The organism is Ectopseudomonas khazarica, from assembly GCF_017915135.1.
GTDB lineage: Bacteria > Pseudomonadota > Gammaproteobacteria > Pseudomonadales > Pseudomonadaceae > Aquipseudomonas > Aquipseudomonas khazarica.
Map to the genome: position 1 here is coordinate 2,475,553 of NZ_CP068551.1, position 24,122 is coordinate 2,499,674.

Sequence of the window (24,122 nt, forward strand, 5' to 3'; positions counted from 1 at the left end):
CCATGCAGACGCTGGTCATGCCTACAGCCGTTTCAAGGATGAAACAATGGCCAGTGACGATTCGAATTCCAAAGCTGACAGCGAGCTGGACTCAGGGCTCGCCTGCCTGGTCATGCTGGCACGCTTCCACAATGTAGCGGCCTCCCCGGAGCAACTCGCTCATGAATTCGCCGAAGATGGCCGTGCTTTTGGTCGTGCCGAGTTGCTGCTGGCGGCGAAGAAGCTCGGCCTCAAGGCCAAGTCCGCACGCAGTTCCATCGAGCGCCTGCCGCATGTCCCGTTGCCTGCAATCGCGGCTGATCAGGATGGCCGCTTCTTCATCATCGCCCGTATCGATGAAGGCAAGAGCCAGGTTCTGATTCACGACCCGCAGGCGCAGCGCCCCGAGGTCCTTTCGTTCGAACAGTTGCAGGCGCGCTGGGCGGGCGAGCTGGTCCTGATTCGCTCCGAAGCCTCACTGGCGGGCGAGCTGTCGCGTTTCGACTTCACCTGGTTCATTCCCGCCATCGTCAAGTACCGCAAACTGCTGGGCGAAGTGCTGCTGGTGTCGTTCGTGCTGCAGATCTTCGCGCTGCTCACGCCGCTGTTCTTTCAGGTGGTGATGGACAAGGTGCTGGTGCACCGTGGCCTGTCGACCCTGGATGTGATCGCCATCGGCCTGCTCGGCATCATGATCTTCGAGACTCTGCTGTCGGGCTTGCGCAGCTATGTGTTCGCGCATACCGCGAGCCGCATCGACGTGGAGCTGGGGTCGAAGCTGTTCCGCCATCTGGTGACCCTGCCGCTGGCGTATTTCCAGGCCCGTCGGGTGGGGGATTCGGTGGCGCGGGTGCGTGAACTGGAGAACATCCGCAGCTTTCTCACCGGCAATGCCATCACGCTGATCCTCGACGTGCTGTTCTCCGTGGTGTTCATCGCGGTGATGTTCTACTACAGCGGCTGGCTGACGCTGGTGGTGATTCTGTCGCTGCCGCTGTATTTCCTGGTGTCTCTGCTGATCACCCCGGTCCTGCGCGCGCGCCTCAACGAGAGTTTCTCCCGGGGCGCGGAGAACCAGGCCTTTCTGGTGGAGACGGTCAACGGCATCGATACCCTCAAGGCCATGGCGGTGGAACCGCAGATCAACCGCAAGTGGGACAACCAGCTCGCGGGCTACGTAGCTGCGAGTTTCAAGACGCAGAACCTTTCCATGCTGGCCAATGAAAGTGTTGGTTTCATCGGCAAGCTGGTCACCGTGGCCACCCTCTGGCTGGGCGCGCGCCTGGTGATCGAGGGCGACCTGACGGTCGGCCAGTTGATCGCTTTCAACATGCTGGCCGGGCGGGTCTCACAGCCGATCATGCGCCTGGCCCAGCTGTGGACCAACTTCCAGCAGACCGGCGTCTCGGTGCAGCGCCTGGGGGACATCCTCAATACCCGCACCGAGCTGTCCCAGGCCACCCGTAGCGCGCTGCCACCGCTGAAAGGGCAGATCGAGTTCGATCAGGTGCACTTCCGCTACCGCCCGGATGGCTCGGAGATTCTGCGCGGCATCAGCTTGCACATTCAGGCTGGCGACGTGATCGGCGTGGTCGGTCGCTCCGGCTCGGGCAAGAGCACCCTGACTCGCCTGCTGCAGCGCCTCTATACGCCTGAACGCGGCCGGGTGCTGGTCGACGGCATGGACCTGGCCCTGGCCGATGTCTCTTCCCTGCGCCGACAGATCGGCGTGGTGCTGCAGGACAACATGCTGTTCGCCCGCAGCATCCGCGAGAACATTGCGCTGACCGACCCCGGTGCGCCGATCGAGCAGGTGATGCAGGCGGCGAAGATGGCCGGCGCCCATGAGTTCATCCTGGAGCTGTCGGAGGGCTACGACACCGTGGTCGGTGAACACGGTGCCTCGCTGTCCGGGGGGCAACGCCAACGTATCGCCATCGCCCGCGCACTGATGGGCAACCCGCGCATCCTGATCTTCGACGAGGCCACCAGCGCCCTGGACTACGAGTCCGAACGCATCATCCAGCAGAACATGCAGGCCATCTGCAAGGGCCGCACGGTGATCATCATCGCTCACCGCCTGAGTGCGGTGCGCGACGCCAACCGCATCCTGGTGATGGATCGCGGGCAGATCGTCGAGCAGGGCAGCCATGCCGAACTGCTCACCCACCAGGCCGGCCACTATTCGCGTCTGCACCGCCTGCAGCAAGGCGGTGCCGCATGAGTGCCAAGCGCGAGCTGATCAACCGCTACCGCCAGGCTTGGCGCCACTCCTGGCGTAACCGCCAGGCGATGGATGCACCGCCACGGCTCAATCACGAAGTGCACTTTCTGCCCGCCGCCCTGGCGCTGCAGGAGGCGCCCGTTCACCCGCACCACGGATCATTCAGTGGACGATCATCGCGTTCGCCGTGGTTGCGCTGCTCTGGGCCTGCATCGGTGAGATCGACGTGGTCGCCACCGCCACCGGCAAGATCGTGCCCAGCGGCAAGAGCAAGGTCATCCAGCCCAGCGAAGTGGCGGTAGTCAAGGCCATCCAGGTTTACGACGGGCAGCGCGTGAAGGCAGGCGAGCTGCTGGTCGAGCTGGACACCCAGATCACCGGTGCTGACGTCCAGCGCTTGAAGAGCGACCTGCTGGCGGCCCAGGTCGACAGCGCCCGGGCCGGTGCCCTGCTTGATGCCATCGAGGAAGGCCGAGAGCCCGCCTCCCTGGCCAGCCGTATCGCGCAAGCCAGCGAAGCCCTGCAGCGCTCGGCACAGACCTGGCTGCGGGGCCAGTACCTGGAACTGCAGAGCACCCTGCAGCAAAGCGATGCCGAGATCGCCCAGCGCACGGCGGAGATCCAGGCCGCCCGCGCCTGGGTGGCCAAGCTGCAGGAGTCCTTGCCCATCGCCCGACAACTGGCAGCGGACTACAAGCGCCTGCTCGACAAGGCCTATGTCGCCAAGCACGCCTACCTGGAAAAGGAACAGCAGCGCCTGGATCAGGAGCGCGAGCTGGCCGTGCAACAGGCGCGCGTGCTGGAGCTGCAGGCGGCCAAACAACAGGCCGAGAGCCGCCGCCAGAGCGTACTGGCGCAGACCCGCCGGGCGATGCTCGACCTCCTGCATGAATCCGAACAGCGCGCCGCTGGCCTGCAACAGGAACTGAGCAAGGCCGAGCAACGCAACCGCCTGATGCACCTCACCGCACCGGTGGACGGCACCGTCCAGCAACTGGCGATCCACACCGCCGGCGGCGTGGTGACCGAAGCTCAGCCACTGATGGTCATCGTGCCCAGCAATCAGCCGGTGGAAGTCGAGGCCATGCTGGAGAACAAGGACATCGGCTTCGTGCGCCCGGGCCAGGAGGTGGAGGTCAAGGTCGACACCTTCACCTTCACCAAGTACGGCGTGGTGCACGGCACGGTCGTGAGCATCTCCGACGACGCCATCGAGGATGAGCGTCTGGGACTGGTGTACAGCACGCGCATACAGCTTAAGGAGAACAGCATTGTGGTGGGCGACCAACAGGTAGCGTTGTCGCCCGGGATGTCGATCAGGGCAGAGGTGAAGACCGACAAGCGCAAGGTGATCGATTACTTCCTCAGCCCGTTGCAGCAATACGTGGACGAGAGTTTGGCTGAGCGTTGAAACATTGCGTGCAACCGCCAAGGAGTGGGGTGATGCATTTCGTGTACTGCTGGGAAATTGGAGCGGATCTCGGGCACATAACCCAATTGGCCAGCATTGGGCAGGCTTTGCAAGCTCACGGCCATAGGGTAACCGCCATCATCAAGGACACGAGACATGCCTTTAGCTACTTGTATCCATTAGGTATTGCTTGGTATCAAGCACCGCTGTCAACGGCCCCCCGTCCAAGAGAACTCCCACTCAACCATGCGGATATCCTGAGAGCGCAAGGGTTTAACAGCATCTCAAGCCTGACTGGGCTCATCCAGGCGTGGCGCTCACTGCTACAGCTATTGAAACCTGATCGTGTCCTGATCGAGGCATCTCCCACGGCAGGGCTGGCGGCCCGCTCATTAGATTTACGCGTGGTTTCTCTCGATAACGGCTTCTTTTGCCCGCCTATTTCTAAGCCTTTTCCACCTTTGCGGCAATGGCGCTCGTTGGACGCTGCACAGCTACTGGAGAGGGAAGCCCGTGTACTTGAATACGTTAATCAGGCCTTGAACCGGCTTAGCTTAAAACCTCTGAGCTGCTTCTCCGCCTTGTTCGATCATGAAACGTACTGGTTGACCTGGCCTGAACTCAACCACTTTGGCTATCACTCGCCCGAGCGGCACCTAGGGCCGCTACAGTCGCCCAGACATGGGAACTGTCTGGCGTGGCCGGAAGGTAGTGGGAAAAAGGTATTCGCCTACCTTAAACCCAACTGCACAGAATCACTTCCAGCCCTTGAGTGGTGTGTCGCGAATGGCTTTCGCGTGATGGCCTATCTACCGCTTTGGCCTAAAGAGTTGATGGAGCGATTGCGGCAGACAGGCAGGGTCAACCTGAGCTTGGAACCACTGGCGCTTGATTCGATACTTGAGGCGTGTGACTTCACACTATCTCACGGAGGCATTGGAACCGTGACGCATAGTCTGCGGGCGGGCAAACCACTGTTACTGATCCCTACTCATGTAGAACAGTTCAGAACCGCTCTTGCAGCGGTAGGGCAACAGCTGGGGTTGATGCCGTTCAGGCCTGCCGAATCAAAAGTCTTCGGGTTCGACATCAAACAACTCGATAGTTGCTACGAGAGAGCACGGCAATTCTCCAGCGGTCAGCCAACGGGCCAGCAGGTCATGACACGACTTGTGGCCTTACTCGAAGCTGCCAATGAAACCGATAAGCTGCAGGTGGTCAATTGAATATCCTGTTCATCCACCAGAACTTTCCTGGTCAGTTTCGCCATATTGCTGCACACCTGGCCCGGCAACCTGACGTCAATGTATGCGCGATTGGTCGCGAACACGCGCCGGGCCTGGCAGGAATACGCCTGTATCGCTACCGCCCACACCGCCCTGCCAGCAAGGAAACCCACCCTTATGCACGCACCTTCGAAGAAGGTGTACTGCATGGCCAGCAGGTACTACGCCTGCTGCTCGACATCAAGGCCAAGGGCTACCGCCCGGATGTGATCGTCGCTCACCCCGGCTGGGGTGAAACCCTCTATGCCAAGCAAGCTTTTCCAGATAGCAAGCTGATCCATTTCTGCGAGTACTACTACCGCACCGATGGAGCGGATGCAGGCTTCGATCCCGAGTTTCCGCTGACGCTGAATGGTGCCGCTAGCATCCACAGTCGCAACGCACTGCACCTGCTCAACCTGGAGAACTGCGCCGCCGCCATTACCCCGACCCACTGGCAACACAGCCTGCATCCTGCCGCTTACCAGGACAAGATCAAGGTCATTCATGAAGGCATCGATACAGCCAATCTCGGCCCTGATCCCGATGCAGTACTTAGGCTACCCAATGGTCAGCAACTGAAGGCCGGCGACCCGGTGGTGACCTATGTGGCGCGCAATCTGGAGCCGTATCGGGGCTTTCACTGCTTTATGCGCGCGCTGCCGAAAATCCTCAAGGAACACCCGACTTGTCAGGTGGTGGTCGTTGGTGGTGATGACGTGAGCTACGGCAGTAAACCCAAGGATGCCCCTAATTGGCGTACCAAGTTATTGCGCGAGAATCAGGTGGATTTGAGTCGAGTGCATTTTCTTGGAAAAGTGTCTTACGCCACCTACAAGAAGGTACTGCAGGTATCGGCAGTACACGTCTATCTGACTTATCCCTTCGTTTTGTCCTGGTCGCTGCTGGAGGCGTTGGCCTGCGGCTGCCAGGTGATTGCTTCCGATACGGCTCCAGTGCGGGAAGTCATCCAAGATGGGGTCAACGGCTGGTTAGTGGATTTCTTCGATATCGGAGCAATGAGCGAGCGATTGCTAGAAGCATTGGCCCTCCCGCAAAAAAATCAGCAGTTACGCCATATGGCACGGTGCAAAGCCCGAGATTACTCCATCGAGGTTGGCCAAAGAGACTATACCAGCATAATTCTGTCGAGCATTCGGAGGGACAATTCTTTAGAAGTATCAAACAGCGGAATTATTTTATATTGAGATATGAAGGGATGTCGGAAAAAGCTGATGATAGTGACAACTCGCAGGAAAATAGGCTGTCGATACTGGCTTTTTTGGCCTTAATGGCGAGCTTAGTAGTCTTCTATGGGGATCGGATTGTGATCTCTTTTTATGGTGGAGGGCTGGTCTTTAATCACTCGACAAGTATGCACGAGTATAAGCTGTCCGTGGGTGATAAAGAGTTTTGTGTTGCGAAATCATATTTTGTATTTTCTAATTCATTTTATCCTGACTCGGGCATCGGGCTTTCTCTTGCTGCGGAAGCAGATGGTCTTGAGCCATGGAACGTATACCTGGACAGAATTGACTTTTATAAGATTCGTAAAAAAATATCAAAGAGGGAGGTCGATGAGATAGAGAAAAGAAAAATTGGTGTGAAAATTGGTTATTTGAAGGACGGCAAGAAGTCAGCTAGTGAGCAGTGGCAGAATAACTTGAGCGGCGCACAGCAAGAGCAGGTCGGTAGATATACAAGGCTGACATCAGATCGTCCGCGCGCTGCAATGTTTAAGTATTACTTGGTTCCGTCGGGGACTAATGATTATTCCTATGTTATAGGCTGTAACTCTGGCGCCAGGTGCCAGCTTGACAATTATTATAATGCCTCGATTAATTATGAAGTTACCTTCGAAGAAGAACTGCTTGATTCTATAGATGATATTGACTCTCGGGTTCGCGAGTTAATTGATGGCTTTGTTTGTAATTGACTAAGGAAGTTGTTATGGCTCTTTCATCAGAAAATATTGCCAGCTTGACAAAAAAGCTTGATGACGGTGATAAGGAAAAGGGGGTGGATTTATTTTTTGGTCTATTTGGGTCTGTTTTGAGTCTAGAAAATAAATCTGTCCCCTTTTTTCTAGATCGGTTACAGGAGTGAACATGGAATGATAGGGCTCATCTTGTTGGCGTGTATTGCTTTGTATTTGGCACTTTCCGTTGGTGTGATAGTTCTGGTTGGGAAGTGGGCGAAGAAGCGTGGACGACGAAGGTGGCCTTGGTGTGCGGCTGCAGGGCTTGTCATGTATCTGCTGGTGGCTTATGAGCAAATACCTACCTTTCTGATAGGCAGGTATTACTGTGCGACTCAGGCAGGTATCACGGTCTATAAAACCCCAGATCAATGGTTGGCCGAAAATTCAGGGCCCGGGGGGGCGATTGTGTGGCAAAGGACGCCTCCTCAATTGGCGGATAATGTTTTAAACCCAAGGTTGGTGCATTCGGTTCGCAGGGATCTTATGAGTATTATTCCTGTGAATATTATAACTCAAGAGATACGTGATGCTTATAGTGGAGAGGTCTTGGTTAGGGAGGTTGCTGTTAGTACTGGATATGATAAGCGTGGTGGTATGGGGGCGTTGGCATTTAAGATATGGGCTGGCAACTTTCTATGCAGTCCTGGGTACTCTAGCTTTCTAGCTATTAAGAAAAAATATAGAGAAATCGGCAAGGAGGTTGATTTATGAGTTTTTTTGATAGGGCTCAATTGGCAGAGGCTTCGTATACGTTGTTTGAGTATCTGGGTGGTGACTTTTCTGATGAGGATGTTGCAGATATTCTTCAGGAGCCCGAGAGAGGGGGGAGTTTTAGCCAGACCCAAGCCGAAGAATTTATCAATACTTGGCGTGTCATTAGCCACACCAAGAATACAAGCAATGGCTTCTCTGCCACGCTGTTTCAATCCAAGGAAACGGGCAAATACATATACGCGACTCGCGGCACGGAGCCGGGGAATGCATGGAGCGATATTGTCGAGACGGACATAGCCGACATAGTGCTGGACGGCTTGGCGATCAACCAGATCGTCGATATGTACAACGACTGGCAGTACCTCAATGCCGAGGCTGCTGCCTCCTACCAGGTTGCGCAGTTGTCGCTGCTGTTGGGCGAAACCGCAGCTCTGGCCGCGGCAAGGCTGACCACTCCGATTGGCACCAGCGATTACGAACTGGCATTGCGCGCCCGTAGTGACATCATCATCGATATGCCCACGGGCATGGTGTACACCATCGAGTTCGTGGAGTCTCAGGAATACTACGATGATCATCGGGCCTTGGGATCGGGCGTGCTGCATGGCCAGCAGGTGGAGCTGGACGTTACGGGCCATAGTCTGGGCGGCCATCTGGCAGCGGCATTCACCCGGCTGTTTCCCGAGACCGGCGCCGAGGCGACGACGATCAACGGGGCGGGTTTTGCGACCGAGTTGATCGAAGGGCTGGACCAATATCGCCAACGTGTTTGGCATGCTCGGTGGTGCGGATAAGTTCGCTGGAGGGCGCATCTACAACCTCTATGGATCGGCAGGCCCCGAGATTGTGACTATGGACTCCTACCTTGGCTTAAAGCAGCAAGGCGGGCATGGGGAGGTTTTCATCGAGTCATGGGGGCTCGGCACCACCTTCGGGCATGGCAAGGAACAGATGACCGATGCCCTGGCCATCATGGATCTGTTTGTGCGGATCGATGCGTCGTTGGCGGTCGATGACTTTGCGCTGGTGAGTGCGCGCCTCAACCCTATTTTCGAGGCCGCTTCCACCAACAATCTGGCGAGTTTCGAGGCCGTGCTCGATGCGTGGGGAGCCCAGGTTTTACCAGGCTACAGCCCCTTGAATGGCGAGGCGGAGAGCCGCGAGTCGTTGTATTCACGCATCTATGGCATCCGCGATGCGTTGGATGGGCAGCAGGCCAGTGTGGTCAGCCTGGTGGGGCTTGGTGCCCAGGCTATTGCCGATTTGGCCACTGCGCCGGGTGGCGAGGCGTACCGAATCGCCTTGCTGGCCTTGAGCCCTTTCGCCTTGGCCGGCCTGGATTATTCCTCTAGAGACGGACTGGGCCTTTACGACCCGACAACAGGCCAAGGCGAGCTGACTGCCGAATGGCTGCGCGACCGGGCCGAACTGCTGCACTGGAAGCTGGAGCTGGCCCTGATCGACGGGATTACCGATGCGCAGACTCCGCTGGTCGATGGCGACCGGGGGCTGTTGCTGGACGATCGGAGCACGGGGCTGGTCATGCATATCCACGAGGTGGGGGACGTTTCGCGGATCGTCTTCGGCAAGGAGGACGCCGACCTCATCGAGGCGCCACAGGGTTCCCAGGCGGGGCATCGATTCTATGGGGAGAGGGGCAACGACACCCTCACGGGTGGAATCGGCGCCGACTACCTCGAAGGCGGCAGCGGTGACGATAGACTGATTGGCGGTAAAGATAGCGACACGCTGGTCGGCGGTAACGACAATGATCGATACGAATTCGCTACTGGCGATGGACATGACACGCTGATCGATGCCGATGGGCTGGGCGAGTTGTGGATAGATGATATCAAATATGGCTTAGCCGTTCGCCTGGCTCCGGACGCAGACGGTTGGCTGAGTGATGATAAGAAGGTTCGCTTTCTGCTATCCGGTTCCGATCTGCTGGTGTCATATGGAGAGGGGGACAGTGTCTTAATCCGCAATTACTCCTCGGGGGATCTAGGAATAACTCTGGAAGGTTATGTAGAGCCTTCTGATCCGTTTCAAGGCGTGTCTACCAATATCACGGGTAGCGACTCACGCGATGATCTTATCGACACCAGCGGTAATGATGTCATTCAAGCCTTGGGTGGTGACGATGATCTCAACTTTGCTCATGGGCAGTTGGGTGGAAATGACCTGATAGACATGGGGGCAGGGAACGACCAGGCGTACTCGGGGAGTGGTGCGGACACCTTGGTTGGGGGTGATGGCAGTGACCGGCTGTTTGGCGGCGCTGGCAGTGACCAAATTTATGCTTATGCAGTGGGTGGATATGGTGTCGCTAATCCACTGTCGGGGGACGATAAAGGAATATCTGGTGACTGGCTGGATGGTGGTAGCGGCGATGACCAGTTGATGGGGTCGAATGGTGCGGATGGGCTATTTGGTGGTGCGGGGGCCGACACCATCATGGGGGGAGACGGCGACGACATCATCCTGGCCGATGGAGTGACGTCCAATCTGATGCCGGACCTGTTTCTACGGCTGCGCAGTGTCGAAATTGGTCAGGACATGCAGTTGGTCGCTTATGTTTCGGGCACCACGGGCTATGCGCCGCTGGCGCAGGCAGGAAATGATGTGGTGTTTGCCGGGGACGGGAATGACTTCGTCGATGGCTATGCCGGCGATGACTACCTTGAAGGTAACGGTGGGCACGACTACCTGCACGGCGGTGAGGGTCGTGACACGCTGGTTGGTGGCATCGGCAACGACACGTTGATTGGTGACGGCTTCGACGGCGAGTCGAAGGTCATGCCAAGTTCACGCATGCCGGGCGGCAGGCATGGCAATGATCTGCTGGTCGGTGGAGAGGGTAACGACCGGATCCAGGGTAACGGCGGGCATGACCAACTGTTCGGCGATGAAGGCAACGATAAGCTGTTTGGCGACGACCGCACCACGTCCGCGCAATACCACGGTAATGATTACCTCGATGGCGGTGCAGATAACGACACTCTGTTTGGCATGGGAGGTGATGACACTCTGCTGGGTGGTGCCGGCGACGACTGGCTGGCAGGTGAGGATCACCTGAACTCGGATGATGTTTCTTCGTTGACCGGTAATGACTGGTTGTATGGCGAGGCTGGTAACGACACCTTGGTCGGGGGCAATGGCAACGACTACCTCGATGGCGGTACGGACGATGACGCGCTGATAGGTGGGGATGGTCTGGATACCCTGCTCGGTGGCGCAGGCCACGACCTGCTGCTCGGTGGCGTCGGAAACGATACGTTGCTTGGCGGTGCAGGCAACGACTACTTACAGGGTGATTCGGGTAACAACCTGCTTGACGGCGGTAGTGGTAACGACACTCTACGAGGTGGCTCCGGGGATGATCGGTTTGTGTTTGGCTTGGGCTATGGCCAGGAGCTGATCATCGATGAGGGTGGCAACAACAGGTTGATGTTTTCTGAAGGTATTGAGCGCGTATCGCTGGCGTTTCGGGCCTTTACATCGGTCTCCGGGACGCATTATCTGCAGGTGAGTCATGGTGAGGATCGGGTGCTGATTCAGGATGGCCTGTCGGGCACGATCAATCATTTTGAGTTCGCCGATGGTTCTTCTCTGTCGCTCGCTGAGGCGTTGCAGGACGTGGACATTCCACTGCTGTTCGCTAGCGAGAATGGTGATCGTCTTTATGGTAGCGATGGCGCGAACGAGGCCCATGGCGGTGCTGGTGGGGACTTCATTGACGTACAGGGGGGAGACGACCATGTCTATGGTGGTGCCGGTAACGATACGCTGCTGGGGGGAGGTGGTGTCGATGAGTTGCGTGGTGGTGACGGCGATGATGAGCTGTACGGCGGTGCCGATAACGACAACCTATTGGGTGGCTCCGGTAATGACTGGTTAGATGGTGGAGAGGGAGATGATTTTCTGTCGGGCGGCAGTGGCAATGACACGCTGATCGGCGGTGCAGGAACCAATACTTATGCCTTCGAACGGGGCATGGGGCAGGATCTTGTCGAGGTTTCCGCAGGCGCCTCTTCCATCCTGAGGGTTGCCTACGATGTTTTCCCGGAAGATCTGGTCAGGCGCCAGGAGGGTGAGGATCTGCTGATCGGGCTCAAGGGCTCGCTCGATGGTGTACGCATCAAAGATTACTTCTCTTCGAGCCAGGATTGGCAGGTCGAGTCGGTGAATGGACTGAGTAGCCTGGAGGCGTTCCTGGGCGTTGTCTCATCTGATCATTCGGCGAGCGTGGCAATCGCCGAGCGTCAGTTCAAGCAGCAGGTGATTGCGGGTTTCGGCAAACAAATGCAGGCGCAAGGTGCATATCTACAGGAGGATGGTCAGTATCATTCGCTTTCGATGTCTGACACTCGGACGCGGCGTACCGAATACAACAAATCCTATAGGTTGGTATTCGTAGAAGAGTATGGCCAACTCACGGTTCGGTCGTCCCAGGCATACTCGTCCTCTCATTCTTCCCGAGTAGAAAGCACCGAGCAGTTTCAGTTAAGTGCAGTAGGCAGCAGTGGGGGTTCAGCCGGCGGCGGGAGTTTCGTCTCAGTCGAACAATTTCTGAGCATGGTCAATAACGGTGGTGGCGTCAGCGGATTGGTCTCCGTGGTTGGCCCAGGCAGCGGTGAGGTCTACGAGAACGGCCAACTGAGCGGCTGGCTTGTGAACGGACCCAGCGGCTCCAACTCGGGTTCTACCAGAGTGAATAAGGTCTATGAGACTTATACCTCGAGTCGCACCACCGAAATGAAGGTTGCTTATGGTGATGACAACGGCGGGTACGTCTTTGTTTATCAGGGCAATATCTTCCATGGTGGCCGCGGTAACGACAGCATTGAGGGTTTGCAACTCTCCGAGGCAACGCCTGGGCAGTTGGGGGTGTTTCTCGATGGCGGCGCGGGTAATGACCATATATTGGGTACGACAGGCACCGATGTGCTGATCGGTGGCACTGGCGACGATACGCTTGAGGGAGGTCAGGGCGCAGATACTTACCTAGTCTTGCAAGGAGATGGTATTGACTTTGTCAGTGATGACAGATCGCCAATCCAAATCACCGGATATGGTCAGGGCGACAATGGAATGGCCCCGGTATATGCCTACAGCTCGGCCCTCAATGAGGAAATGGATGATGTCCTGGTTCTGCCCGAAGGCGTCGGGAACGCCGACCTGCAATTGGCTTGGGGGTGGGCGCAACATGAGGTTTACGTCAAGGACGCGGTATTGCATGGAGCCAATCAAGGTGAACTGCGTGGTGTGATGGGGGTGACGACCCTGGACATTTCCTGGGGAAGCGAGCAGGTGGTGCGGTTGGTGATGCCGTTTGCCCATGACCCTGTAGGAACTGGGGTCGACAAGATCCGGTTTGCCGATGGCTCCACCGTAGGCCTGGGGGAGTTGATAGACCAGGCGGGCCTGGGGCCAATGCCTGACAACTATGCGACGGGTCAGGTGCTTTCAAGAGAGGCGACTGCGGGGGAGCGCAGGCTTGTCGGTGGAGATGGCAACGATACCTTGTCGGGCGGCGGCTCTCTCTTTGGCGGCCAGGGTGATGACCATCTGACTGGTGGTGATGACCGTGATTATCTGGTCGGTGGAAAGGGGGCCGATACACTTCTCGGCGGGAGCGGTAGTGATCGGCTGGGGGCCTCTTTGGATGAGTACTACGGTGAGGGTAATACCTATCGTGGCGGGCAAGGTGATGACGAGATTTTTGCCAGCCTGTCCGCCGATACATACTTGTTCGAGCGAGGTGATGGCCACGACCGCATTTTTGAACTAGGTCGCCTGTCTGATCAGGAGTACAACTATTCCGAGTTGGATGTTTATTACGGTGGGCGATTGCAGGCGCTCTGGGCTGGAATGCCGGACGAGCAAGTGACCGAACTACTAGCCGCTCGGTTTGGCTCCTGGCGTAATCCGGATATTTTGGGGGAGCCTGACTACCGAGGACTAGATACTTTGCAATTTGGCAGCCAGATCCGCCCTGACGATGTGCGCATTGATCTGGATGGGAGTGATCTGCTGGTCCATTTCGCAGACAACAGTGACGATAGCATTCGGGTTGTCAACTGGACGTTGTTCGATAACAAGCCATTAGGGACGATTCTTTTTGCTGATGGCTCGGTGTGGGATTCGACGGAAATAGATTTACGCCTCCGTTCCACCAGAGGGACGGAGGGGGATGATTATCTGCTGGGGTCGGCTTTTCAGGATGACTTTTTGTACGGTGGGGCTGGTCATGACACCGTGTACGACTATGGAGGAAGCAACCAACTTTATGGTGAGGGGGGGGACGATACACTTCAGGGAGGCAGCGGTGATGATTATCTGAACGGTGGTGTGGGGGATGATCTGCTTTATGGCGGTGCCGGCAACGATACCTTGGAGGGCGGTGAGGGCTATGATGTTTATGCTTTGGACTCGTATCGAATAGAGGGTAGCGATACACGAATATTCGATGTGGATGGCATCGGAAGTGTAACGCTCGATGGACTCGCGATTGAAGGCGAGTTGTTGAGTGCCACGGCTGAAAACCTATGGCATGCCCTCGACGGCACTTTCCTATTGAGTCTTGATCCTTCCATGAACACGCTGACATTGCGATTGCTGGATGAGGAGGGGGTGCCAAAGGCCGGTCAGGTTGTCATCTCGTCATTCTCGAACGGTGCACTGGGTATTGAGCTGCCGCCTCTCGCAATGCCTAATCATGCCCCGCAAGCGATTGGTTCGCTGGATGAGCAGACCGCTACATCTGGTCAGGCATGGCGCTATACCTTGCCATCCGGCTCTTTCGTCGACAGTGATGGCGACGATTTGATCTACAGCGCGCGTCTGGCAGACGGCGGTGATCTACCCGAGTGGCTGTACCTGGACAGTGTCACGGGCGAGTTCAGTGGCGTAGCGCAAGGTAGCCGTTCAATGACCTTAATCATTACAGCCACTGACGCTGCTGGTGCCAGTGCGCAGCACAGCCTGCCATTGATCATAAGTCCCAATCGCATCGAAGCGGCTCAGCATGGCGGACCAATGCATGGAACTGCTGGGGACGATCACTTGGTCGGTGGATCTGGACAAGATATTCAATGGGGAGGAGGTGGAAACGATCAAATATTGGGCGGTGCCGGTGATGATCTGCTCTATGGGGGTGCCGGCACTGATCAGCTGTGGGGCGATGATGGGGATGATTTGCTCGACAGTGGCTCCGGCAATGATCTGCTTGACGGTGGTGAAGGTAACGATCAGCTGAAGGGTGGTGACGGTGACGACCAACTGAGTGGCGGCCTGGGCAGTGACACGTTGCTCGGTGGTGCCGGCACTGACCAACTGCGGGGCGATGGTGGGGACGATTTGCTCGACAGTGGTTCCGGCAATGATCTGCTTGACGGTGGTGAAGGTAACGATCAGCTGAAGGGTGGTGACGGTGACGACCAACTGAGTGGCGGCCTGGGCAGTGACACGTTGCTCGGTGGTGCCGGCACTGACCAACTGCGGGGCGATGGTGGGGACGATTTGCTCGACAGTGGTTCCGGCAATGATCTGCTTGACGGTGGTGAAGGTAACGATCAGCTGAAGGGTGGTGACGGTGACGACCAACTGAGTGGCGGCCTGGGCAGTGACACGTTGCTCGGTGGTGCCGGCACTGACCAACTGCGGGGCGATGGTGGGGACGATTTGCTCGACAGTGGTTCCGGTAATGATCTGCTTGACGGTGGTGAAGGTAACGATCAGCTGAAGGGTGGTGACGGTGACGACCAACTGAGTGGCGGCCTGGGCAGTGACACGTTGCTCGGTGGTGCTGGTGCTGATCAGTTGCGGGGCGATGATGGGGATGATTTGCTCAACAGTGGTTCTGGTAATGATCTGCTTGACGGTGGTGAAGGTAACGATCAGCTGAAGGGTGGTGACGGCGACGACAAGCTGAGTGGCGGCCTGGGCAATGACACGTTGTTCGGTGGTGCCGGCGCTGATCAGCTGTGGGGCGATGGTGGGGACGATTTGCTCGATGGCGGCTCCGACAATGATTACCTGCTTGGTGGAGCTGGGAGCGACACCTACGTGTTTGCTCTCGGGGACGGTCAGGATGTGATCAATAATCTGTCCAACACCCCGGATGTCGACACCGATGTGCTGAGCATCGAAGGTATCGTCCGCGAGGATCTGTGGCTGTCACGTAGTGGCAGCGACCTGGTGATCGATGTGTCGGGTTCGGAGGACAGCATCACCATCCAGGACTGGTATGCCAACCCAGCCCAGCAACTTGACCTGATCCAGGCTGGTGGGTCGTCGCTGTATGCGAATCAGGTGGATGGCCTGGTCAACGCCATGGCTGCTTTCGGTGCGCCAGCGGGTGGCGAGATCGAACTGACGCAGACACAGCGTGATCAGTTGAATGCGGTCATTGCGGCCAACTGGCAGTAACAGCTGCTGCATGTGGAGGCGCCCGTTCTCAGCCGAGAGCGGGCGTCTTTTTGTGTCATCTATTTCTTGGAATAGCTCTGCCGCTGCATAGTCAGAGGCGGACGGTGACTGCGAAGAGCAAGGCGCTGCCGTTGCCATGATGTTGCATTCTTATGGCGCGCGGTTGTTTGCCAATAGGCGTGGCGGAAAACCGCCACACCACTTTCGCATCACTTGTGCTGCTTGCGATTCACGGTCTGTGCGGCCTTGATCACGTCGCTGCCGATCACCGATTCGAACTGCTGCCACACCGGGCGCATGGCGTTGCGCCAGGCTTCGCGTTCCTCGCTGGTGAGGGTGATCACCTGGCTGCGGCCGGAGTCGATGATGCGCTGGCGATCGGTCTGGTTGGCGGCCTCCGCCTGCTGGTTCACCACGTAGGTCACTTCGTCGATGATGGCTTCCAGTTCGGTGCGGATGTGGTGCGGAATGCTGTACCAGAAGCGCGAGTTGCTCACCAGCATGTAGTCCAGCACACCATGGTTGGTTTCGCTGATGAAGGGTTGCACCTCGTGCAGCTGCTTGCTGTAGATGTTCGACCAGGGGTTCTCGGCGCCTTGTACCTGGCCACTCTTGAGCGCGTTGAGGACTTCGGCGAAGGGCAGTTTCTGGCTGCTCGCGCCGATCTGGCGGAACTGCGCCTCCAGCACCGCCGAAGGCTGAATGCGGAAGCTCAGGCCGTTGGCATCGCCTGGCGTGTGCAGCGCGCGGGTTGCCGAGAGCTGCTTCATGCCGTTGTGCCAGTAGGCCAGGCCGACGATGTTGTGATCTTCCATGGAGCGCAGTAGCTGGCGGCCCTTGGAGCGCTTCTGGAAGCGGTTGACCGCCTCGATGTCGTCGAACAGGAACGGCAGGTCGAAGACCTGCAGCTGCTTGGTGTATTGCTCGAACTTGGCCAGCGACGGTGCCAGCAGCTGGACTTCGTCCTTCTGCAGGGCTTCGAGCTCGTTGGCGTCTCCATAGAGGCTGGAATTGGGGTAGACCTCGACCGTTACCTTGCCAGCCAGGCGTTCCTCGACCAGTTGCTTGAACAGCAGTGCGCCCTGGCCTTTGGGCGTGCCATCGGCAACGACGTGGGAGAACTTGATCAGGATAGGTTCATCGGCCAGTGCCGGGTTGGCACTGAAGGCGGCTAACGCCAGGGCGCAGGTGGCCAGGGCGCGGACTGGATTGAACATACTGCTTCCTTTTCTTCTTGTCGGTTTGGGCGCTCGTTTCGGCAGCCCTGTGTTGGTCGACTCTGGCACGCAATGACGGCAAGGGGTGCGGCAGTACCCGATACCCGACCAGAGTTGAAGTCCTGCATGGCAAGGCTTATGCCAGTGTGGCGAATATCCGCCAGAGTGCCTGGGATGGTGAAAAGGCTGTGATCCAGCGCACATTAGGTGGCGGATAACCGCCATGTGCCCGGGAAGACACAGCGGAAACTTGCCGGTGCGCAACGTATCCAGCAGCCCTGCTATCCTGTGCCGCTCCCTCTGTCATCCAGGAGCGCCCCGATGAGTTGGTCCGCCACGCAGTATTCCCTGTTCGAACGCCAGCGTACCCGTCCTGTCCAGGATCTCCTGGCGGCTGTGCCCCGCGAGGGCATCGAGCAGGCGGTGGACCTGGGCTGCGGCCCCGGCAATTCCACCGCGGTGCTGCAGGCGCATGCCCCCGAGGCGTGCATCGTCGCCATCGACAGCAGCGAGGACATGCTGCGCGCGGCGCGTGAACGGCTGCCGCAGGTCAGCGTGCAGCTGGCGGATATCCAGCACTGGCAGGCCGACATCGCGCCGCAGCTGATCCTGGCCAACGCCTCGCTGCAGTGGCTGGACGATCACGCGCAGCTCTACCCGCGTCTGCTGGCCCAGCTGGCACCGGGCGGCTGGCTGGCGATCCAGACGCCGGACAACCTGCAGGAACCGGCGCATCGCCTGGCCAGGGAAGTGGCGGCCGATGGTCCATGGGCAGCGCGTATCGGTCATGTGCAGCACCCCGAGCGGCACACTGCGCAGGCCTATTACGACATCCTCGGCGCGCATGCCAGCGAGCTGGATATCTGGCGCACCACCTACTTCCATGTGCTGGACGACGCCAGGGCGGTGGTCGAGTGGTTCAAGTCCACTGCGCTGCGGCCGTTCCTGCAGCCGCTGGATGCCGAGCAGCAGGCCGCCTTCCTGCAGCGTTACCAGGCGGCGATTGCCGAGGCCTACCCGCAGCAGGCCGATGGGCGCGTGCTGTTGCCGTTCCCGCGTCTGTTTCTGGTGGCCCGGCGCTAGCGCTACAGGCTGTCGCGATTAAGCCCGCAGTGTCGCAGTGACTTTTCCCGGCGAGCCTGAGAAGAAAAAGCCCCGCATCTGCGGGGCTTTGGCTTACTGCGCGAGGGCGACCAGTCCGGCCTGTTGCACCAGTTCCAGCAACGGCTGCGGGTACACGCCGAGGAAGAAGGCGAGCAGTGCGACCACCAGCAGCATGATGCCGCCGGCGCGCTGGCCCCAGTCGAAGGGGGCGTCGTGGCGATGCAGGTTGGGTTCGCGCATGAACAGCGTGACCATCACCCGCAGGTAGTAGAACACGCCGATGGCACTGCCCAGCACCATGGCACCGAGCAGCCACCACAGCTGCGCCTCGACACCAGCGGCGATCACGTAGAACTTGCCGATGAAGCCGGCGGTCAGCGGAATGCCGGCCAGTGACAGCATCATCACCGTGAGCACGGCGGTCAGGTACGGACGGCGCCAGAACAGGCCCCGGTACTCGTACAGCGCATCGGCATCGCGGCCGCTGTAGGGCGTGGACATCAGGGTGATCACGCCGAACGCGCCGAGGCTGGTCAGCACATAGGTGGCCAGGTACACGCCGATGGCTTCCACGGCCAGCCCCTGGCTGGCGACCAGCGCCACCAGCAGGTAGCCGAAGTGGGCGATGGAGGAATAACCGAGCAGACGCTTGAGGTTGTTCTGCAGCAGCGCCAGCAGGTTGCCGAACAGGATCGAGGCGATGGCGATCAGCGTCAGCAGCTCGTTCAGCCAGCCGCCAGCGGTGGCCGGCGAGATCTGGTACAGGCGCAGCAGCACGGCGAACACCGCCACCTTGCTGGCGGTGGCGAGGAACGCCGCTACCGGCGCCGGCGCGCCTTCGTAGACGTCCGGCGTCCACAGGTGGAAGGGCACCAGCGACAGTTTGAACGCCAGGCCGATGAGCATCATGCCGATGCCGATCTGGACCAGCAGGGTGCTTTCCCGTGCCAGGCTGACGCCGAGGTCGGCGAAGGCCAGGTTGCCGGACTCGGCGTACAGCAGTGCCATGCCGAACAGCAGGAAGGCGCTGCCTGCCGCCGACAGCACCATGTACTTGATCCCGGCTTCCAGCGAGCGCTTGTTGAAGAAGGCGTAGGCGATCATGCCGTAGGTCGGCACCGACAGCAGTTCCAGGCCGATGAACAGCCCGGCCAGGTGTTGCGCGCTGACCAGCACCAGGCCGCCGGCAGCGGACAGCAGCACCAGCAGGTACAGCTCCTCGCGGTTGCCCGGGTAACCCTTGCCCGACTCGCCGCCCAGGTAGGCGTGGATCAGCGTGATGCAGGCCAGGCTGGCGGCCAGCACCAGCGCCATGTAGTAGCAGGCGAAGTTGTCGACCAGCAGCAGGGGGGTGACCGCCAGCGGTGTGACTTCCAGGGTCGGAATCAGCGACAGCAGCGCCAGGTTCAGGCCCACCACCGAGAGGATGAAGGTCAGGGTGTGATTGCGCTTGGCGGCGATGGCCAGCATCACCACCACCACGGTGAGGCTGGTCACCAGCAGCGGCAGCAGGGCAATCAGGTGTTGCAGGGTGAATTCGACAGCGTGATGTTCCATGAGTCTCTAATCCTTACCCTACCGGCCCGAGGCGAGTTGATCGAGGGCGCCAGCCAGCCACTGCTGCACGCCATGCATGCTGGCAGCGGAGGTGTCGAGCACCGGTTGCGGGTAGACGCCAAGCAGAATCAGCAGTGCCCCGAGGCCAAGTACCATGGACAGCTCGCGGGCTTTCAGACCGGGCAATGCCGCCTCCTGCCGCACCGGGCCGAAGTACGCGCGGTGAATCATCGCCAGGGCATACACCGAGCCGAGCACCAGGCCGCAGGCGGCCAGTACCACGACCCAGGGCGCACTCGGGAAACTGCCGATCAGGATGAGGAACTCGCCGACGAAGTTGCCGGTGCCCGGCAGGCCCAGCGCCGCAGCGGCGAAGAACAGGCTGATGGCCGGCAGCCAGGGCATGCGCGCCCAGATGCCGCCCATCTGGCTCAGGTCGCGGGTATGCAGGCGCTCGTAGAGCTGGCCGCAGAGGATGAACAGTGCCGCGGCGGACAGGCCGTGAGCGACCATCTGCACCACCGCGCCCTGCAGCGCGATCTGGCTGCCGGAGTAGATGGCGATGAGCACGAAGCCCATGTGCGAGACGCTGGAGTAGGCCACCAGGCGCTTGATGTCGGTCTGCGCGAAGGACAGCAGGGCGCCGTAGACGATGGCGAACACGCCGAGCCACTGAGCGATCGGTGCGAACTCCGCCGAGGCGTTGGGGAACAGCGGCAGGGCGAAGCGCAGCAGGCCGTAGGCGGCGGTTTTCAGCAGGATGCCGGCGAGGTCCACGGAGCCTGCGGTCGGTGCCTGGGCGTGGGCGTCGGGCAGCCAGGAATGCACCGGTACCACCGGGAACTTCACCGCGAAGGCGACGAAGAAGCCGAGCATCAGCAGGTATTCGGTGCCTGGCGCCAGTTCGGTCTGCAGCAGGTCGGCGTAGTTGAAGCTGAGCACGCCGGTCTGATTGAAGTGCACGAACACCAGGGCGAGGATCGACACCAGCATGACCAGGCCGCTGGCCTGAGTGAAGATGAAGAACTTGGTGGCGGCGGTGATGCGGGTGCGGCCGTCGCTGCCGCTGTGACCCCAGAGCGCGATGAGGAAGTACATCGGCACCAGCATCATTTCCCAGAAGAAGAAGAACAGGAACAGGTCGACGGCGAGGAACACGCCGACCACGCCGCCGAGAATCCACATCAGGTTGAGGTGGAAGAAGCCGACGCGGTTCTGGATCTCGTTCCACGAGCAGAGCACCGAGAGCACGCCGAGCAGGCCGGTGAGCGTCACCATCAGCACCGACAGGCCGTCCATCGCCAGGTGGATGGTTATCCCCAGACGCGGGATCCAGTCGATGACGAATTCGTGGGCCCAGCGCGGGCCGCCGTCCGGGGCTGGCGCCAGGGTGAAATCACCGCTGACCCACAGCCACAGGCTCAGGCCGAACAGCAGGCCCATGGTGATCAGGGCGATCCAGCGCGGCAGGACGTGGCCGAAGCGCTCGCCTTGCCAGCACAGCAGGCCGCCGATGAAGGGGATCAGGATTAGCCAGGGCAGAATCATCAGGCTGTTTTCCTTAACTCAAAAATAGGATGGCGGCGAGCACCAGCACGGCGCCCCCGGCGATCGAGGCGGCGTACCAGCGCACCTGACCGGTTTCGCTGCGTACCAGCGCGGCATTGCCGCCGCGCGCGAGCAGCGGGATCAGGCCGATGCTGCGGTCGATCGGGTCGCGGCGCAGCAGGTGGCAGAGCAGCAGGTAGGGACGCACGAACAGCTTGTCGTAGAGCCAGTCGAAGCCCCAGGCGGCGAACCACCAGGCGCTCAGCAGGCGACCCGGCGCGCTCTGCGCCACGGCACTGGCGAAGCGGCGCTGACCGAGGAAGAGCAGGGCAGCGATGACGATGCCGCTGACCGCGATCAGCCCGGACAGCAGCTCCAGGCTGTGCTTGGCCTCGCCACCGGCATGCCCGGCGCTTTCCGGCAGGACGCCGGCCAGCGGCGGGGTGATCCAGGCGCCGATGAAGGTCGACAGCACGATCAGCACCAGCAGCGGCAGGTTGTGGGCGATGCCATGGCCGGCATGGGCCTCGGTCTTCTGCTCGCCGTGGAAGGCGATGAAGATCAGGCGGAAGGTGTAGATCGAAGTCAGGAAAGCGCCGGTCAGCCCCGCGTAGAGCAGGCCGCCGTGGCCACTGGCGAAGGCTTCCCAGAGTATCTCGTCCTTGGAGTAGAAACCGGCCGTCAGCAGCGGTAGCGCGGCCAGGGCTGCGCCGCCAACGACGAAGCTGGCGTAGGCCAGTGGCAGTTTCTTCCACAGGCCGCCCATCCTGAAGATGTTCTGCTCGTGGTGGCAGGCATGGATCACCGCACCGGACGCCAGGAACAGCAGGGCCTTGAAGAAGGCATGGGTCATCAGGTGGAAGATCGCCGCGTCCCAGGCACCGACGCCCAGGGCGAGGAACATGTAGCCGATCTGGCTCATGGTCGAGTAGGCGAGGATGCGCTTGATGTCGGTCTGCACCAGCGCGGCGAAACCGGCCAGCACCAGGGTCACCCCGCCGACGATGCCGACCAGTTCGAGAATCTCCGGGGTCAGCAGGAACAGGCCGTGGGTGCGCGCGATCAGGTAGACGCCGGCGGTGACCATGGTCGCCGCGTGGATCAGCGCCGACACCGGGGTCGGACCGGCCATGGCGTCGGCCAGCCAGGTCTGCAACGGCAACTGCGCCGACTTGCCCACCGCGCCGCCGAGCAGCATCAGCGTGGCCAGCCACAGCCAGGTGTCGCCCGCGACGTAGCGCTGCGGTGCCAGCACCATCAGCTCCTGGATGTTCAGGGTGCCGAGGTTGAGGAACAGCAGGAACAGGCCGATCATCAGGAACACGTCGCCGATGCGGGTGACGATGAAGGCCTTGAGCGCGGCGTTACCGTTGGGCACGTGCTTGTAGTAGAAGCCGATCAGCAGGTACGAGCACAGACCCACGCCTTCCCAGCCGAAGAACAGCACCAGCAGGTTGTCGCCGAGCACCAGCAGCAACATGCTGAAGATGAACAGGTTGGTGTAGGCGAAGAAGCGCGAGTAGCCTTCCTCGCCACGCATGTACCAGCTGGCGAACAGGTGGATCAGAAAACCCACGCCGGTGACCACGCCGAGCATGGTCACGGACAGGCCGTCCAGGTACAGGGTGAAGCTCGGCGCCAGGCCTTCGACGCTCATCCACTGCCACAGGGTCAGGCTGTAGGCGCCTGAAGCCGGTGGGTTGCCGAGGAAGGCGGCGATCACCCAGGCGGCGCTGGCAGCCGCCAGGCCGATGGAGCCGACGCCGATCACTGCGCTGGTATTTTCCGACAGGCGTCCGCGCGAGAAGGCCAGCAGCAGCCAGCCGAGCAGCGGGAAGAATAGAGTCAGGGCTAGAAGGTTCATCCGCGCATCTCGCTGGCAGCGTCGATATCCAGGGTGTTGAAGCGGCGATACAGCTGCAGCAGGATCGCCAGGCCGATGCTGGCCTCGGCGGCTGCCAGGGTGATCACCAGAATGAACATCACCTGGCCGTCAGCCGCACCCCAGCGGGCGCCGGCGACGATGAAGGCGAGCGCTGCGGCGTTCATCATCACCTCCAGGCTCATCAGGATGAACAGGATGTTGCGCCGCACCATCAGGCCGACCAGGCCGATGCAGAACAGCACGCCGGCCAGGGCCAGGCCGTGCTCCAGGGGTATACCGGTCATGCTGTGGGCTCCTTGGCGTCATGGCGGCCCAGGTGGTAGGCGGCGACCAGGGCGGCGAGCAGCAGCATCGAGGCCAGCTCCACCACCAGCAGGTAGGGGCCGAACAGGCTGATGCCGACGGCCTTGGCTTCGACCGTGGTATGGCCGATCTGGGCATCGCTGACATGGCTGAGCAGCACGTAGAGCAACTGCCCGAGCAGCAGGGCGCTGAGAATGGCCGGACCGACCCAGATGCCGGGCGTCAGCCACCTGCGTTCCTGATCGGCAGCGGCCGGGCCGAGGTTGAGCATCATCACCACGAAGACGAACAGCACCATGATGGCGCCGGCGTAGACGATGATTTCCAGCGCGCCGGCGAAGGGCGCGCCAAGGGCGAAGAACACCATCGACACCGCCAGCAGCGAGACGATCAGGTAGAGCAGGGCATGCACCGGATTGGTGTTGGTGATCACCCCCACCGTCGATGCCACCGCCACGCCGGCGGCGAAGTAGAACGCGAATTCCATTACAGGCTCCTCAC

At 59.9% G+C, this 24,122-nt stretch carries 15 protein-coding genes and 1 pseudogene; 10 read left to right on the forward strand and 6 right to left on the reverse strand.

Annotated features, from left to right (window positions below; all coding sequences use genetic code 11):
* The first annotated feature begins 46 nt into the window (after positions 1-46).
* From JLK41_RS11750 to JLK41_RS25355, 9 genes and pseudogenes are all read left to right on the forward strand, one after another.
* Positions 47-2,203 carry a type I secretion system permease/ATPase gene (locus JLK41_RS11750; RefSeq protein WP_210391061.1) on the forward strand — a complete coding sequence of 719 codons (2,157 nt, stop codon included), beginning with the start codon at positions 47-49 and terminating at the stop codon, positions 2,201-2,203.
* Positions 2,200-3,614 (forward strand): annotated as a pseudogene (locus tag JLK41_RS11755) (HlyD family type I secretion periplasmic adaptor subunit). The gene JLK41_RS11750 and the pseudogene JLK41_RS11755 overlap by 4 nt, the downstream one beginning before the upstream one ends.
* 32 nt (positions 3,615-3,646) lie before the next feature.
* Entirely contained in the window at positions 3,647-4,840 is a 1,194-nt protein-coding gene (locus JLK41_RS11760; RefSeq protein WP_210391062.1) for a glycosyltransferase family protein, read from the forward strand.
* On the forward strand, positions 4,837-6,087 hold the full coding sequence (locus JLK41_RS11765; RefSeq protein WP_210391063.1) for a glycosyltransferase family 4 protein: 1,251 nt from the start codon (positions 4,837-4,839) through the stop codon (positions 6,085-6,087). Before JLK41_RS11760 ends, JLK41_RS11765 begins: the two co-directional genes overlap by 4 nt.
* Before the next feature lie 11 nt (positions 6,088-6,098).
* Entirely contained in the window at positions 6,099-6,815 is a 717-nt protein-coding gene (locus JLK41_RS11770) for a hypothetical protein (RefSeq protein ID WP_210391064.1), read from the forward strand.
* Between the two features lie 14 nt (positions 6,816-6,829).
* On the forward strand, positions 6,830-6,985 hold the full coding sequence (locus JLK41_RS11775) for a hypothetical protein (protein ID WP_210391065.1): 156 nt from the start codon (positions 6,830-6,832) through the stop codon (positions 6,983-6,985).
* 142 nt (positions 6,986-7,127) lie between these two features.
* Positions 7,128-7,571 carry a hypothetical protein gene (locus JLK41_RS11780; RefSeq protein WP_210391066.1) on the forward strand — a complete coding sequence of 148 codons (444 nt, stop codon included), beginning with the start codon at positions 7,128-7,130 and terminating at the stop codon, positions 7,569-7,571.
* Entirely contained in the window at positions 7,568-8,368 is an 801-nt protein-coding gene (locus tag JLK41_RS11785) for a Tle-like phospholipase domain-containing protein (protein ID WP_210391067.1), read from the forward strand. The genes JLK41_RS11780 and JLK41_RS11785 overlap by 4 nt, the downstream gene beginning before the upstream one ends.
* Positions 8,349-16,007, forward strand: a complete 7,659-nt coding sequence (locus JLK41_RS25355; protein ID WP_244976497.1) for a calcium-binding protein — start codon at positions 8,349-8,351, stop codon at positions 16,005-16,007. Before JLK41_RS11785 ends, JLK41_RS25355 begins: the two co-directional genes overlap by 20 nt.
* Before the next feature lie 209 nt (positions 16,008-16,216).
* Here JLK41_RS25355 and JLK41_RS11855 read toward each other — a convergent pair whose 3' ends face one another.
* Positions 16,217-17,224 carry a TRAP transporter substrate-binding protein gene (locus JLK41_RS11855; RefSeq protein WP_210391068.1) on the reverse strand — a complete coding sequence of 336 codons (1,008 nt, stop codon included), beginning with the start codon at positions 17,222-17,224 and terminating at the stop codon, positions 16,217-16,219.
* 321 nt (positions 17,225-17,545) lie between these two features.
* Between JLK41_RS11855 and tam the strand changes: the two genes are divergently transcribed.
* Positions 17,546-18,307 (forward strand): trans-aconitate 2-methyltransferase, encoded by a 762-nt coding sequence (gene tam / locus JLK41_RS11860; protein WP_210391069.1) that lies wholly within the window; start codon positions 17,546-17,548, stop codon positions 18,305-18,307.
* A 93-nt stretch (positions 18,308-18,400) separates the two neighbouring features.
* Here tam and nuoN read toward each other — a convergent pair whose 3' ends face one another.
* From nuoN to nuoJ, 5 genes are read right to left on the reverse strand one after another with little or no spacing between them, the layout of a single operon-like run.
* A complete protein-coding gene (gene nuoN, locus JLK41_RS11865; RefSeq protein WP_175252895.1) occupies positions 18,401-19,885 on the reverse strand; it encodes an NADH-quinone oxidoreductase subunit NuoN in 1,485 nt (494 codons plus the stop codon).
* A gap of 18 nt (positions 19,886-19,903) precedes the next feature.
* Positions 19,904-21,433 carry an NADH-quinone oxidoreductase subunit M gene (gene nuoM, locus JLK41_RS11870; RefSeq protein ID WP_037055864.1) on the reverse strand — a complete coding sequence of 510 codons (1,530 nt, stop codon included), beginning with the start codon at positions 21,431-21,433 and terminating at the stop codon, positions 19,904-19,906.
* 13 nt (positions 21,434-21,446) lie between these two features.
* Positions 21,447-23,297: an NADH-quinone oxidoreductase subunit L gene (nuoL, locus tag JLK41_RS11875; RefSeq protein WP_150609524.1), complete on the reverse strand. Its 1,851-nt coding sequence runs from the start codon at positions 23,295-23,297 to the stop codon at positions 21,447-21,449.
* Positions 23,294-23,602: an NADH-quinone oxidoreductase subunit NuoK gene (gene nuoK, locus JLK41_RS11880; protein ID WP_037055867.1), complete on the reverse strand. Its 309-nt coding sequence runs from the start codon at positions 23,600-23,602 to the stop codon at positions 23,294-23,296. The genes nuoL and nuoK overlap by 4 nt, the downstream gene beginning before the upstream one ends.
* Entirely contained in the window at positions 23,599-24,108 is a 510-nt protein-coding gene (gene nuoJ, locus JLK41_RS11885; protein WP_037055868.1) for an NADH-quinone oxidoreductase subunit J, read from the reverse strand. The genes nuoK and nuoJ overlap by 4 nt, the downstream gene beginning before the upstream one ends.
* Positions 24,109-24,122 lie beyond the last annotated feature (14 nt).

What these genes read in the sequence shown, in the direction of transcription:
- JLK41_RS11750 (WP_210391061.1), top strand. Translation starts at nt 47, where the DNA reads ATGGCCAGTGACGATTCGAATTCCAAAGCTGACAGCGAGCTGGACTCA.
- tam (WP_210391069.1), top strand. Translation starts at nt 17,546, where the DNA reads ATGAGTTGGTCCGCCACGCAGTATTCCCTGTTCGAACGCCAGCGTACC.
- JLK41_RS11760 (WP_210391062.1), top strand. Translation starts at nt 3,647, where the DNA reads ATGCATTTCGTGTACTGCTGGGAAATTGGAGCGGATCTCGGGCACATA.
- nuoJ (WP_037055868.1), bottom strand. Translation starts at nt 24,108, where the DNA reads ATGGAATTCGCGTTCTACTTCGCCGCCGGCGTGGCGGTGGCATCGACG.
- nuoN (WP_175252895.1), bottom strand. Translation starts at nt 19,885, where the DNA reads ATGGAACATCACGCTGTCGAATTCACCCTGCAACACCTGATTGCCCTG.
- JLK41_RS11780 (WP_210391066.1), top strand. Translation starts at nt 7,128, where the DNA reads ATGTATCTGCTGGTGGCTTATGAGCAAATACCTACCTTTCTGATAGGC.
- nuoL (WP_150609524.1), bottom strand. Translation starts at nt 23,297, where the DNA reads ATGAACCTTCTAGCCCTGACTCTATTCTTCCCGCTGCTCGGCTGGCTG.
- JLK41_RS11785 (WP_210391067.1), top strand. Translation starts at nt 7,568, where the DNA reads ATGAGTTTTTTTGATAGGGCTCAATTGGCAGAGGCTTCGTATACGTTG.
- JLK41_RS11770 (WP_210391064.1), top strand. Translation starts at nt 6,099, where the DNA reads ATGTCGGAAAAAGCTGATGATAGTGACAACTCGCAGGAAAATAGGCTG.
- JLK41_RS11775 (WP_210391065.1), top strand. Translation starts at nt 6,830, where the DNA reads ATGGCTCTTTCATCAGAAAATATTGCCAGCTTGACAAAAAAGCTTGAT.
- nuoK (WP_037055867.1), bottom strand. Translation starts at nt 23,602, where the DNA reads ATGACCGGTATACCCCTGGAGCACGGCCTGGCCCTGGCCGGCGTGCTG.
- JLK41_RS11855 (WP_210391068.1), bottom strand. Translation starts at nt 17,224, where the DNA reads ATGTTCAATCCAGTCCGCGCCCTGGCCACCTGCGCCCTGGCGTTAGCC.
- JLK41_RS25355 (WP_244976497.1), top strand. Translation starts at nt 8,349, where the DNA reads ATGCTCGGTGGTGCGGATAAGTTCGCTGGAGGGCGCATCTACAACCTC.
- nuoM (WP_037055864.1), bottom strand. Translation starts at nt 21,433, where the DNA reads ATGATTCTGCCCTGGCTAATCCTGATCCCCTTCATCGGCGGCCTGCTG.